This is a genomic window from Vicinamibacterales bacterium, assembly GCA_036504215.1.
Taxonomy (GTDB): Bacteria; Acidobacteriota; Vicinamibacteria; order Vicinamibacterales; family Fen-181; genus FEN-299.
Genome location: DASXVO010000055.1, coordinates 1 through 12703, shown reverse-complemented (window position 1 = coordinate 12703; position 12703 = coordinate 1). Strand labels below are relative to the sequence as shown.

At 67.1% G+C, this 12703-nt stretch carries 12 protein-coding genes; 8 read left to right on the top strand and 4 right to left on the bottom strand.

Going from position 1 to position 12703, the window contains the following annotated elements:
* Positions 1-2 precede the first annotated feature (2 nt).
* A complete protein-coding gene (locus VGK32_16155) occupies positions 3-551 on the top strand; it encodes a DinB family protein (protein ID HEY3383306.1) in 549 nt (182 codons plus the stop codon).
* Positions 552-607: 56 nt separating this feature from the next.
* Positions 608-973 carry a nitrous oxide-stimulated promoter family protein gene (locus VGK32_16150; GenBank protein HEY3383305.1) on the top strand — a complete coding sequence of 122 codons (366 nt, stop codon included), beginning with the start codon at positions 608-610 and terminating at the stop codon, positions 971-973.
* A 1-nt stretch (position 974) separates the two neighbouring features.
* Here VGK32_16150 and VGK32_16145 read toward each other — a convergent pair whose 3' ends face one another.
* Positions 975-1721: a DsbA family protein gene (locus VGK32_16145; protein ID HEY3383304.1), complete on the bottom strand. Its 747-nt coding sequence runs from the start codon at positions 1719-1721 to the stop codon at positions 975-977.
* A gap of 146 nt (positions 1722-1867) precedes the next feature.
* Between VGK32_16145 and VGK32_16140 the strand changes: the two genes are divergently transcribed.
* Positions 1868-4261, top strand: coding sequence for a response regulator (locus VGK32_16140; protein HEY3383303.1), 2394 nt, complete (start codon positions 1868-1870; stop codon positions 4259-4261).
* A gap of 35 nt (positions 4262-4296) precedes the next feature.
* Here VGK32_16140 and VGK32_16135 read toward each other — a convergent pair whose 3' ends face one another.
* A complete protein-coding gene (locus VGK32_16135; protein HEY3383302.1) occupies positions 4297-5598 on the bottom strand; it encodes a response regulator in 1302 nt (433 codons plus the stop codon).
* Between the two features lie 70 nt (positions 5599-5668).
* The gene (locus tag VGK32_16130) at positions 5669-6958 is read right to left on the bottom strand and encodes a hypothetical protein (GenBank protein ID HEY3383301.1); all 1290 of its coding nucleotides are present in this window, start codon (positions 6956-6958) and stop codon (positions 5669-5671) included.
* A 208-nt stretch (positions 6959-7166) separates the two neighbouring features.
* Between VGK32_16130 and VGK32_16125 the strand changes: the two genes are divergently transcribed.
* Positions 7167-7646: a hypothetical protein gene (locus VGK32_16125; GenBank protein ID HEY3383300.1), complete on the top strand. Its 480-nt coding sequence runs from the start codon at positions 7167-7169 to the stop codon at positions 7644-7646.
* 117 nt (positions 7647-7763) lie between these two features.
* On the opposite strand, the gene VGK32_16120 is transcribed toward VGK32_16125, so the two are convergent.
* Positions 7764-8783 carry an AI-2E family transporter gene (locus tag VGK32_16120; GenBank protein ID HEY3383299.1) on the bottom strand — a complete coding sequence of 340 codons (1020 nt, stop codon included), beginning with the start codon at positions 8781-8783 and terminating at the stop codon, positions 7764-7766.
* Between the two features lie 176 nt (positions 8784-8959).
* Here VGK32_16120 and VGK32_16115 point away from each other — a divergent pair, with 176 nt between their 5' ends.
* The 4 genes from VGK32_16115 to VGK32_16100 form a co-directional block, all read left to right on the top strand.
* The gene (locus VGK32_16115) at positions 8960-9919 is read left to right on the top strand and encodes an alpha/beta hydrolase (GenBank protein HEY3383298.1); all 960 of its coding nucleotides are present in this window, start codon (positions 8960-8962) and stop codon (positions 9917-9919) included.
* 3 nt (positions 9920-9922) lie between these two features.
* A complete protein-coding gene (locus VGK32_16110) occupies positions 9923-10975 on the top strand; it encodes a hypothetical protein (GenBank protein HEY3383297.1) in 1053 nt (350 codons plus the stop codon).
* A gap of 84 nt (positions 10976-11059) precedes the next feature.
* Entirely contained in the window at positions 11060-11566 is a 507-nt protein-coding gene (locus VGK32_16105) for a DinB family protein (protein ID HEY3383296.1), read from the top strand.
* Between the two features lie 56 nt (positions 11567-11622).
* The coding region (locus VGK32_16100) for a M24 family metallopeptidase (protein HEY3383295.1) at positions 11623-12703 on the top strand (1081 nt) is incomplete at its 3' end.

Below are 12703 nucleotides of genomic sequence, written 5' to 3'. Positions count from 1 at the left end.
CGATGCGCGGATATGGAGCGAGTGATCTGGCGCGGTCGTTCCGCGTCGTGCGGGCGAACACGGTCCGAGTCGCGAAGGACATACCGGAGGAGCAGTACCAGTTCCGGGCGGCGCCGGGTGTGCGAAGTGTCGCGGAGATGTTGGCGCACGTCGCGGTCGCTCCCCGGTGGCAGCACCGCGTTCACGGCGACCGGATGTCGGCGTTCGATTTCAAGTTCTTCGCCGGGATTTTCGAGCGCGCCCGTAAGGAGGAGGCGGCCCTGACGACGAAGGATGCGCTCGTCAAGGTGCTGGAGGAAGAAGGCGAGATCTTTGCCTCCTGGCTCGAGACGCTGTCGGATGACGTGCTGGCCGAACGCGTGGAGTTCGAGCCGCCGTCGAGCCCGCCGAGCAAGACGCGCTTCGAGATGCTGCTGTCGGTCAAGGAGCACGAGATGCACCACAGGGCGCAGCTCATGCTCATCGAGCGCCTCATCGGCATCGTCCCGCACATCACCGCCGGGCGCGAGGCGGCCCTGGCCAGGCGGCGTCAGCAGCAACAGGAGCAGTAGCGGGGTACGTGATCCCGATCATGACGCGGAGGCGGCCGATGGTGTAGAACGGACTCATGGACCGCCGTCACGTCGAACGCGAGAAGCGCACCGTGGCCGCGATGGTCGGGATCTACTGCACCGACCTCCACGGATCACCCCGTGGCGGGCTGTGCGACGACTGCGCGGGCCTCCTGGACTACTCCCGGCAGCGGCTCGACCGCTGCCCGTACGGCGACGGCAAGCCGACCTGCAAGGTGTGCCCGGTTCACTGCTATCAGGCCGCGCGTCGGGCCTCGATGCAGACCGTCATGCGGTACGCCGGCCCGAAGATGTTCCGGCGTCACCCCTGGCTTGCCGTGATGCACGTCTGGACCGAGTATCTTCGCCCCGACCCCCAACGACCCCGTTTTCGCCGCACCTCCTCGGATCCGCGGGCCTGAGCTACTTCTTCAGCAGTTCCTTGAATTTCGCGTCGAACATCTCGAACGGCAGGGCGCCGACCACGCGCTGGCCCTCGAGGCCTTCGCCCTGCGTTCGCCCGATGAAGAACGTCGGAGTGCCCTCGACGCCGAAGTCGAACGCCTCATCGAGCTCCTTCCTGATCTCGTCCTTGAAACGCCCGCTGCTGAGGCACCCGGTGAAGGCCGCCATGTCGAGCTTGGCGTCGGTGGCCGTGGCCGTGATGAAGTCCGGATTCAACTTCGAGTAGTTGATCATCAACGTCCGGCGGACCTCCCAGAACCGGCCCTGCTCTCCGGCACAGCGAGAGGCGCGGGCGGCCAGCTCCGCGTGTGGGTGGATGTCGAGCGGGAAATCGCGCGTGACGAACCGAACGAGCCCCTTGTCGATGTACTCCGACTTGATTTGCGGGAACGCGCCGTTTGCGAAGCGGGCGCAGTACTGGCACTGCAGGTCCGTGAACTCCACCATGGTGATCGGCGCATCGGGCTTGCCGAGCACGTGACCTCCGACCTTCGGGAGGCGGACGCGCGGGTCGGGGGCCGGCGGCGGCGTGGTCGGGCGCGCTGAGGCCTGACCGGCCGCCATCCGCTCGAGCACCGCGCGGATGCCCCGCAGCTCTTTCAGCATGTCGTCAGCCTGCTGCTGCGTGATGCCCTGCGCACCCGCGGACCCGAGGCTCGGACCAAGGAGAAGACAGATCGCCAGCAGGCCGGCAACAGTACGCATGATTGGAACCTCCAATGACAGATCCTATTCGCAGCAGGCCGCCAGCCGCCAGCCCCCTCCACCGGCCAGTCACGTTCCGTTCCTTCTCGGCATACCGGGACCTGAAGATGATGAGCTTCGGGCCCGCCGTGCCGATTACCTTTCTGATGACTGCCCGTCGTCTCGCGCTTGCCGCGCTTGCCGCGCTTGTCGCGGCCTGGCTTCTCACCGCGCCGGCAGCCGCTGGCCAGAGACCAACCGGCACCGCCTCGTCGCGCGAGTTCACCGGACTGCGCCACGTGTCATACGTTCTCGAGGTTACCGCTCGGGGCCATGCCGGACGCCTGCCGGATCCAGTGTCGTTCCCGTTCCGGGTTGCGCCGCCGCCGTGGCTCAGGTGGTGGGCTCTGGTCGGCTATGCGCTCGTGATCCTCGCCGCCGGCTACGGCGCCGTCCGCTCGCGATTGCGCACCCTCGAGCGTGACAAGCGCCGGCTCGAGCGGACGCTGGCCGAACGGACCGAGGAACTGCGCCACCGTGACGACGAACTCGCCGAGGCGTGCGACCGCGCGATGCAAGCGACGAAAGCCAAGAGCGAGTTCCTCGCGAACATCAGTCACGAAATCCGCACGCCGATGAACGCGATCCTCGGCTACTCGGGGCTCGGACTGAAACTCGACGCCGCGCCCACTGCCCGCGATTACTTCCGTCGGATCTCGGTGTCCGGCCACAGCCTCCTGGCGGTCGTGAACGACATCCTGGACTTCTCGAAGATCGAGGCGGGGAGGCTGGATCTCGAGCGCGCGCCGTTCGAGTTGATGCCGCTGCTCGGCCAGGTGTCCGACCTGTTCTCGCTGAAGACGGGAGAGAAGGGATTGGCGCTGCTCATCACCGCGGCGCCCGACGTGCCGTGCCAGCTGGTCGGAGATCCGCTCCGCTTGTCGCAGGTCCTGACCAATCTCGTCGGCAATGCGATCAAGTTCACCGCGACCGGCCACGTAATCGCGCGCGTCGATCTCGTCGAACGGCTTGGCGATCGTGCGCGGCTCCGCTTCTCGGTGGAGGACACCGGCATCGGCATGACGCCGGCGCAGCAGAACCGGATCTTTCAGGCGTTCAGCCAGGCCGACGCCTCGACGACCAGGAAGTACGGCGGGACGGGTTTGGGCCTCACCATCTCGAAGTGCCTGGTCGAAATGATGGACGGGACGATCGAGGTCGCGAGCGTGCCGGGCCGCGGGAGCACGTTCACGTTCACCGTGAGCGTGGACTGCGCGAGCGAGGCGACGCTCGCCGCGTCCGTGCCGCCTGGAGTGAAGGGGCGCCACGCGCTGTTGATGGTGCGATCGGCGGCCGTGCGGGAAACGCTGTCGCACCAACTTCGCGAAATGGGCCTGCGTGTGACGCCAACCGACTCCGTTGAGTCGGCCATTCGCGCGCTGGGGGCCGCCCCCGCAGATCTGCTGGTCGTGGACTGGTGCGCTCCCGGCACGTTCGGGGTGGACGTGGCGCGCACGATCAGGGTCGAGGCCGGGTGCCGCGAGATCCCGACCGTCGTGTCGATCAGCTCGCTCGACCTCGAGGCGGCGCCGCCCGAGGAGCGCGGGACGTGGACCCCGCTCATCGAACCGATCCATCCGGGGCTGCTGATCGACGTGATCGAATGCGCGGTCGAAGGGCCGTCTGCCCGCCAGTCGTCGGCGCGTGGCCCGGCCGAGGGATCGGCGAACGAGCGGCAAATCCGCGGGTTGCGCGTGCTGCTGGCCGAGGACTCCGCCATCAATCAGGACGTGGCGAAGGCCGTGCTGCGAGGCGCGGGCATCGAGGTGGATGTGGCCGCCACCGGTGCCGAGGCCGTGCGCATGGTGGAGGCGAAGACGTACGACGTGGTGCTGATGGACATTCAGATGCCGGAGATGGATGGATACGAGGCTACCGCGCGGATCCGCGAGAACTGGCAGTACGACAGCCTCCCGATCATCGCGATGACGGCGCACGCGATGTCGGGTGTGCGCGAGGAGTGCCTGGACGCGGGAATGAACGACTACGTCGGCAAACCGATCGACGAGAAGGAGTTGTTCGCGGCGCTGGCGAGGTGGGCAGGCCGCGCCGACGCCGGCGTTCCAGACGAACTGCCCGATCGCGGGGCACCTGCCACGACCGCACGCGTCCCGGTCAACGGGGACCGCCCGGTCTCGGGGGGCGTGGACTTCAGCCGGCTCGTCGGCCAACTGCGAGGTGACGAGGAGCTTGCCGTGCAACTGCTCGGCGTGTTCGTGACAGACTACGCCGATCACGTGCAGAAGGTTCGCCAGGCGGTGGACGCAGGCGACTGGACGTGTGCCGGCCGTCTCGTGCACACGGTCAAGGGTGTGTCGGGAACACTCGGTGCGACTGGGCTGTACGACGCGTCCGTCGATCTCGAGCGTGCGATGTCCGCCGCATCGTCTCCCGATGCCATCGCCAACCAGGGCGGCACCGTCGCTGAACCAATGGCCCGCTTCGCCGGCGCGCTCGATGCCGCGGTCGCCGCATGCCGCGCGCTCGTCCAGACGTCTTGAGCGGCCGTTCGAGACGTCTGCGTCCCGCTGTCCCGCTATCCGCTGCTCTTGGGTCCTGCCGACAGCGTGAGCTGGAACGAGAGATTGGCGGCGGGGGAACCGAAGTGGAGAACGATCCCGTCCGGGTCATCCGCGACAGGTGCCGAGCCGTCGTCGCCGAACCAGGTCTTCGGGATTTGGATCTGCGCGTGCACGTCCGTCTCCACCAGCCGGTTTCGCAGTCGACCCATGACGATGTTGACGAGCTCGGCCGCCGATGCCAGCACGTCGGCGTCCTGCACTTCGCTCGCATCCACACCGATCATGCGGGCCGCGATCTCCCGGCCGGTCTGGTGGCTCGCGTCGAACCGGAGGTCCAGCGTGAGCTCGCCGTCGGTCTCGAGGCCGATGGTGGCGTGGGCGCCATCGAGCGGCTGGCTGGTGGCCGCCGCGGATCCGCTGTCGCTCAACTCGACCGGCACCGACAGCATGATCCCGAATACCTGCTCAGTCGCGGAGACGATGTCTTTGCGCAGGCTCGGGCGGAGCGCCAGCAGCTTGCCGAGCGGACGGCCGGCGCCGGAGAAGATCCGCTGCAACTCCGCGAGGAAGACCTCCGGCACGAGGCTTCGCTGCACCATGCCGTCGAACAGGTGCTCGATGCGCATGTCGCTGGCCTGACGACTCGATCGGCACCCGACCATGCGGGCGCTCGACGCGGGCGCCAGCGTCCGCAGTTTCGGCACGAACATCTCGACCGGGGGCAGCCCAATCTGATCGCCAACCAGCACGAGGTCGAGCTTTTGCTGGTTCGGTGCGAGGCAGATTTGAAGGGCGGCGGCCCCGGAATCGGCCTCGACGACATCGAAGTGCGAGTGGAGAACGGTCGTGAAGAAGTGACGCCGGTCCGGATCCTGCTCGACGACCATGATCCTGAGGCGTTCGCCCGCCTGGTGCGAGATGGGGAGCGCGGCCTTTGCGCGATCCAGCCACTGGTTCCGGAGCTTGAGCAGTCGTTCTCCGAGGACCTCGGTCCGGAGCGGCTTCGAGAGAAAATCGCTGACGCCCAGTTCCACCAGGCGCCGGACAACGGCCTCGTTCCGCTCGCTGGTGAGGACGACGACAGGCAGCGCGGCGTGGTCTGGTGACGTGCGGATCGCCTCGAGCGTCTCGACGCCGTCCATCACGGGCATGTTGACGTCGAGAATCACGAGGTCGAAGCGGTGGTGGTTGATCTGCGCCAACGCCTCCACCCCGTTGGCGGCGTGGGCGGTCTCCACGGGGAACAAGCCGTGGAGCGTCCGCTGCAGCAGGGACCGAATCGTCAGACTGTCATCAACCAGCAGCACCTTCATCATCGTCACATCACACCTCGGGGCTTTCGTGTAATCGGCGTGAGGGGCGGCAGACTTGAAGAAGGCAGATCCATCACCGCCGCGCGGCCTTCAGCAAGACGTCGACCTCATCTGGCCGGGGGTTGTCGTAGTCCAGCCGGACGCGGCCGTCCTCGGTCATCCTCACCACGGCCGGGATCGAGCTTGCCGAGAGATACCAGCCCGCTGGGAGGACCACCGCGTTTCGCGGTCGGCCCAGACTCCGGTCCCACACGAGTTCGTCGCCATCCAGGTAGTAGCGGCCTCCATCCGTATAGGTCTCGAGGATGCGAAGTCGGACCGACTGTCCCTTCTGCACGGCGGGGAAGCGGATGACCACGACTTCCGTGGCCGGCGTCACCGGTTCGCCGATGTCGAGCCGGGCGGCGGTGATCTGATCGCCCTTCAGAGTCTCCACCTTCAACGCTTCACCGGTGTCGAGCAGCCTCGCCGAGGGATTCGACGCGCGGCTGCCAGCGCGGACGACGTTCAGGTACTTGTCGATCCCCGGCTGCGATTCCGTGTAGTCGTGGTAGAGCGAGAAGGAGTGGGATTCCGGCTGCTGCAGGAAATACACGATCTCGCGGTCCTGGTGCGCGCGCTCACTCAGGCGTTCCGCGATCGACGGCGGGGCGGCCGGGGCCGTGACGGTCGCTCTCGCCGTGGGGGCCGCCGTGGCTGGATTCGTCATCGAAGCAGGGGTTGCGACCGTCTTCTGCAGCGGCCGGGCCTTGACCACGAGCGGCGCCTCGCCGGCGCCCGTGTGGAAGAAGCTGATCGTGAGCCGCCCATCCGCAGTCCGAACGACCTGAGACGGCACGTTGCACGACACGATCTCGTAGCCGGCCGGCATCACGACCGAGTTTCGGCGGATGCCCAGGCCGCGGGCGAACACGATCCCGCCGGCCTCCTGGTAGTACGACTTCGGATCCTTGTAGGTCTTGAGGATCCGCAGTCGAATCTCGCCGCCCGTCGGCACGGCCCGCAAGAGCGTCACCTGGATGTACTGAGCGTCGGGATCGGCGTGCGCCAGGCCGGCCGCGCGCGCGGCGGTTCCGTTCACCATCGTGAACGGCAGTGGTTGGCCGGTCATCTGATCGATAACCGCTTCGTCGCTGGCCTCGCTCCCTTTCCGGATGATGTTGAAATAGAACCTGGCGCCTGGCGACGTGGCCGTGACTTCATAGACGATCCGGAATTGCCCCGACCCCGGCGTCAGCAGTTCGTAGCGCGTGTAGTCGTCGCCCTCGTGGCTCTCGAGGATTGGAGACGGGGCCTGGCCGCGCGCGGCAGTCGGCATCACCGCGAGCGAGAGAAGGATCACCAGCAGTCGTGGTCTTGTCATGACATCTGCTCCCGTCCCATCGTCTTCCCCGGGACGCGCTCGTCGAATATCGCGGCATGGCAGGCGTAGGAGGGCACGATGCCTCCATCCGGACATCGACTATACCCCCGCTCGGGCCGATTGCCTCCACCAGATCCGCTCCAGGAAGGCACGCGCGTGCCGGCGCTGGCTGAGCGGGCGGCGCGCGATGCGGCAGTAGAATGTCAGGATGCCCACTGAGCCGGTACGTCTTTCCGTGCGCTTCCGCCGCTCGGTCTTCACGGGCCGGCCTCGGCGCAATCTCGTCGCAGGCCTCGTGCTGGCGGCTCTCGCGCTGTCGTACGGGGTCTGGGCAGGCGCGCGGTTCGCGAAGCGCGGCGCCGACCTCACCGCCTTCGACCAGCCGGTCGTGCAGATGGCCTCTCGACTCACCCGGGCGCCCTTCCACATGCGGGGGGTCACGCCGAACAACAGCACCGAGCTCTATCTCGTGACGGTGATCTCGGATCAGCAGGACGTGATGTTCGGGATGATGGTGCTCGTCCTGCGCCTGATCGCGGTGGTGACGGTTGGGGGCCTCGGCCTGGTGCTTCTCACCGCGGGCGCGACAGAGTGGGAGGTTCGCAGCGAGGCGCCGGATCCGCCGGGACCAGCGGGTGCCACCCAGTCAGCCACGGACGCGTCGCGCCGGCAAAGCGGACCGGCCTGAAGAGGACAGGCGCAACGAGCGCTTCGACCGTCTCTCGCCGGAGGGTGAGCGCATCCTCGAGCAACTGCACCAGGAACGAGCGGACTCCCCTGTGCCGCCACGGCCTGGCGCCTGCGATCAGGACGACTGCGGCGCGCCGATCTCGACCGCAGCCAACTCGGCCCGCACGAACAGGATCAACGGAATCGCGAGGATCATGCCGGAGATGTGGAACAGCAGTTCGCCCACGATGAGGCCGAGCAGCGTCAGGTGGAGCGGCAGCTTCACCATGTGTCCGATGATCTTTCCGTTCAGGACGTACTCGAGCTTGTGAATCACCACCAGGAACGCGAGCGCCACGAGAACCTGAGCGGGCCCGGTCCACAAGAGGGCGCTCACGCAGATCACGGTGTTCGAGATGAGGTTGCCGACGATCGGCAAGAGGCCGAACACGAAGACGAGCACGGTCAGCGCGGTCTTGTGGGGAATGCCGAGCACGACGAGCAGGCCGACCGTCAGGGCGGCGTTGACGAGCGCAATCACCACCTGGCCGGCCATCACCTGGCGAAAGCCCCGGTAGAACGTGCCGATCTTCTGCCCGAGGAAGTCTGCGAGGAACTCCCACAGGTTGTCCGGCGGGCGACCCGATCCCCGCGCGTCCGCCTCGCCGATCCGGTCGTGTTTGACGACGACGGTGATGATGTAGGCCATGATCAGGAGCACCACGTTGGTGCCGGCTCGCCTGGCGAGCGACATGGACTCGCCGACGTGCTCGCGACCCCACTCCATCGCCCTGACCTTCAACATCTCGACGTCCACCGAGACCCCTGTCGAGGCGAGCAGTTCGGTGACCTTGCCTGTCAGGTTCCGGTCGAGGTTCAGCGTGTACGCGGGAAGCTCCGCCGCGAAGGACGGTACGACGACGGCGGCGAGCAGGGCGATGACGCCTGCGACGATCAGCGAGACGGCGTAGAGGATGGCCTTCCTGGACATGAACCCCACGCGGTTGCCTAGGCTGTCCACGAGCAGGTCCATGACCAGGCGCATGAACAGCAGGAAGACGATGAACTTCAGGAGGCCGAGCGCGATGAACACGGCCAGCAACCCCGTGAGCGCCAGCCAGCCGATCGCTTCGAGTGTCGTCGCTGAAGGAGGCATGGTAGTTTGCCCCTGTGCAGAGAAACGGGGTCGGGACCCGTGTCGAGCTCGAGGTACCTATTCTTACAGTTTCGTCGCCGATTCGGGAAAATAGTCCCGGCCCAATATGGGATATCATCCGGCCGACTCGATGGAGTCGTTCCTGGCCCGGATGCAGGGAGCTCGCTTTGAGGTCGATGAGCGTTGCAGCTGCCGTAGTCGTTGGACTCGTTGCGGTCGTGGTCGTTCACGTGGGCGCCACGCCGCGCCAGGGGGCCCCATCGCGGCGCGCGACGGCCACCACGGCCCGCGTGATCGAACTCTGGCCCGAAGGCGTGCCTGGAGCGAAGCCGGGCGGCGGTGAAGAGCGAGTGGAGGACGGGCGTGTCTTCAACGTGCAGAAGCCCACGCTGACTGTCGTGCCGGCCCCGCCCGACATCGCGACCGGTACGGCGGTGATCAACTGCCCCGGTGGCGGGTACGCGCGGCTCGCCATCGCCAACGAAGCTGACGGCGTGGCGCGTCGGCTGACGGCCGCGGGCGTGACGGTGTTCATCCTCAAGTACCGGCTCGCCGAGTACGGGCATCCAGCGCCGCTACAGGACGTCCTTCGTGCCGTGCGATACGTTCGTGCGCACGGGGCGGAGTTCGGCGTCAGCCCGGATCGAATTGGCGTGTTCGGCGCGTCTGCGGGCGGGCACGTGGCGGCCAGCGCGGCCACGCTCTACGACGCGCCCGAGGGTCGCACCGGGGCAGCCCTCGACTCCACGAGCGCGCGCCCGGATTTCGTCGCACTCCTCTATCCCGTCATCACGATGAAGCCGCCGCACGCCCACGAAGGTTCGCGGCGCAATCTCCTGGGGGCACAGCCGTCGCCGGCGCTCCTGGAGCGACTCTCCGTCGAGACACGAGTGACGAAGAACACGCCCCCGGTCTTCATGGTGCACACGGCGGAGGACACGAGCGTGCCCCTCGAGAACAGCCTGCTGTTCTTCCAGGCCTTGCGGCGCGCAGGCGTCCCGGCCGAACTCCACCTCTACGAAAAGGGCCAGCACGCGTTCGGCACGCGCGCGGGCCTCGGCCCGACATCCGAATGGCCCGACCGCCTCCTCGACTGGATGCGCGCGCACGGTTGGCTCGACAGAAAGGAACGATGACCGATGACTGCCTCTCCGACATCCTTCAGCCACCCCGACGCCCCGGTTCGTCACTCGTATCCGCTGGCGGTGACCCAGGCGGGCTTCGGCACGGCTGTCTCGCTCGTCGCCCGGACGCTGCCGTATGCGCTCGTCCGTTTCGGGATCCTCGTCGGTTTCACGCTGGTCACAGTAGCGTGGTTCGGCGCGACCTTCGGCGGCGCCGCGTTGCTCGGCGCCAGGATCCACCCGTTTGTCGGCGTTGGCTGGATGATCGTCGGCCTCGGCGGCTACGGCTACGCGTGGTGGTTCGTCGTGCGCTACGCGCTCTACCTGATCCAGGCCGGCCATGTCGCCGTGCTGACCGAGCTCATGACCAACGGCAGCATCGGCAACGGCGCCACCGGCATGTTCGACTACGGCAAGCGCATCGTCACCGAGCGATTCGGTGAGGTCAACGTCCTGCTGGCCATCAGCCTGCTGATTCGCGGCGTGGTGTCGACGTTCAACCGGACGCTCGACTGGATCGCCGGCTTCATTCCCATTCCCGGCCTGCAGTCGGTCATGGGCATCGTGAACGCGGTGGTGCGGGCCGCGACCCGGTACATCGACGAGACCATCTTCTCCTACGACCTCGCGCGGGGCGACGAGAACCCATGGCGCGCCGGGAAGGACGGCCTCATCTACTACGCGCAGAACAGCACCGAGATTCTCAAGACGGCGATCTACGTCGTCGTGCTGGACAAGGTGCTCACCGCGGTCGTCTGGATCGTGATGCTGCTGCCGGCGTTCCTGATGCTGGCGTTGCTCCCGGCGTCGGCCAAGCCGGGCGGCTTCCTGGGCGGGCTGGCCATCGCCGCGCTGTTCGCGTCGAACGTGCGGCAGGCGTTTCTCAAGCCGATCTTCCTCGTCATGGTGATGACGAAGTTCCACGTGGTGATCCAGAACCAGGCGATCAACGCCGAGTGGGACGAGCGGCTCTCGGGCGTGAGCGACAAGTTCCGAGAGATCAAGACCAAGGCCGCGACGGCCTGGACACCGGCGTCGGGACCGGGCACCGCGACGGCCGGATCGTAGACAGGCGGCCGAACGAGGCGACCTGCGGGGGAGGAGCGACACGGAACACCGATGGCACGCTCCAGGCGAGACGGAGGCTGAACGATGGCGAAGACCGGGGATACGAGGCTGGCGCAGTTGCTGGACGCACTCGATGAAGCCTTCGACAGGATGTCGTGGCACGGCGCCAACCTGCGCGGCGCCCTCCGTGCCGTGAAGCCTGTGCAGGCGTCGTGGCGCTCGGCGCCGGGGCGTCACAATATCTGGGAATTGGCCGTGCACGCGGCCTACTGGAAGTACGCCGTGCGACGGAAGCTCACCGGGGAGGCAAGGGGCACGTTCGCGCTCGAGGGCAGCAACTGGTTCGCGCGCCCGGTGGCAGGCGATGCCGATCCGGCCGGTTCGTGGCGCGGCGACGTGCGCCTGCTCATCGACGAACACCGTCGGCTGCGCCAGGCCGTGATGACGCTCGACCCGGGACGGCTCGACCAGCGCGTGCCGCGCAGCAAGTACTCCGCGGCGTTTCTCATCCGCGGCGTGACCGCTCACGACTTGTACCACGCCGGCCAGATCCAGCTGCTGAAACGGTTGCAGGCGTCGGGCAAGGGCTGACGGGTGCCAGACCGGATCTCGCGGTTGTTTCGCCAGACCGGCCTCGGGTAGAGTCCATGGCCGAGATTGGAGGGTACATGACGCGATGGTCCGCCGGCCGCTGCACGGTTGTTCTGATGTCACTGCTCCTGCTGGCCGTGCTCCTGCCGGCCCAGATTGCGACGGCTGCTGCGCCGGCGATTTTGAATCAGAAGGATCGCGCGCTCCTGCAGAACCGCTGGCTGAAAGTCCGCTTCGAGACCGTCCTGCCGAAGATCATGCGCCGCGAGCAGATCGACATGTGGGTGGTCATCTGCCGCGAGCACAACGAAGACCCGGTGTACTGGACGCTCGTTCCCGCGCCCTCGATGTTCGCCTGGCGCCTGACGATGCTGGTGTTCTTCGACAGGGGAGCGGCTGGCATCGAGCATCTCATCGTGAACCGCTACGGCAGTGGTGACCTCCACAAGGAGTTCGCCGACTACTACCAGCCGGCCTTCGAACCCGAGCAACTCGACCCGTGGCAGCGTCTCGCGGCCATCATCAGGGCCAGGAATCCCAGGAAGATCGCGGTGGACGAGTCCGAGACGTTCGCGTTTGCCGACGGGCTCTCGGCCGCGCACAAGAACCTGCTCGTGCGTTCGCTGGGCCCAGACCTGGCCAGTCGCGTCGTGTCCGCCGGCCGCCTGACGGTCGGCTGGATGGAACGCCGTTCCCAGCCGGAGATCGACTTCTATCCGCAGATCGTGGCGATCACCCATCAGGTCGTCGCCGACGCGTTCTCGAGCGCCGTCATCAAGCCTGGCGTGACCAGCATCGACGACCTCGCCTGGTGGGTGCGCGAACGAATCGCCGAGTGGCGGCTCTCGACCTGGTTCCAGCCGATGTTCTACATCGTCCGGCCGCCGGGATCAGCCGCGAAGAACCCGCGCGTCATCGAGCGCGGCGACATGCTGCGCTGCGACATCGGCGTGACCTACATGGGACTCACGGCCGACGTGCAGCAGGTGGCGTACGTGCTGAAGCCCGACGAGGCCGACGCGCCGGCGGGTTTGCGCGACGCGCTCGCGCTCGGTAATCGCCTGCAGGACGTCCTGGTGGGCGAGATGAAAGAGGGCAGTACCGGGAACCAGGTCCTGGCGGCCGCATTGGCACGTG

Coding starts and splice junctions, on each gene's coding strand:
- VGK32_16155 (HEY3383306.1), top strand. CDS start 3: ATGCGCGGATATGGAGCGAGTGATCTGGCGCGGTCGTTCCGCGTCGTG.
- VGK32_16150 (HEY3383305.1), top strand. CDS start 608: ATGGACCGCCGTCACGTCGAACGCGAGAAGCGCACCGTGGCCGCGATG.
- VGK32_16145 (HEY3383304.1), bottom strand. CDS start 1,721: ATGCGTACTGTTGCCGGCCTGCTGGCGATCTGTCTTCTCCTTGGTCCG.
- VGK32_16140 (HEY3383303.1), top strand. CDS start 1,868: ATGACTGCCCGTCGTCTCGCGCTTGCCGCGCTTGCCGCGCTTGTCGCG.
- VGK32_16135 (HEY3383302.1), bottom strand. CDS start 5,598: ATGATGAAGGTGCTGCTGGTTGATGACAGTCTGACGATTCGGTCCCTG.
- VGK32_16130 (HEY3383301.1), bottom strand. CDS start 6,958: ATGACAAGACCACGACTGCTGGTGATCCTTCTCTCGCTCGCGGTGATG.
- VGK32_16125 (HEY3383300.1), top strand. CDS start 7,167: ATGCCCACTGAGCCGGTACGTCTTTCCGTGCGCTTCCGCCGCTCGGTC.
- VGK32_16120 (HEY3383299.1), bottom strand. CDS start 8,783: ATGCCTCCTTCAGCGACGACACTCGAAGCGATCGGCTGGCTGGCGCTC.
- VGK32_16115 (HEY3383298.1), top strand. CDS start 8,960: ATGAGCGTTGCAGCTGCCGTAGTCGTTGGACTCGTTGCGGTCGTGGTC.
- VGK32_16110 (HEY3383297.1), top strand. CDS start 9,923: ATGACTGCCTCTCCGACATCCTTCAGCCACCCCGACGCCCCGGTTCGT.
- VGK32_16105 (HEY3383296.1), top strand. CDS start 11,060: ATGGCGAAGACCGGGGATACGAGGCTGGCGCAGTTGCTGGACGCACTC.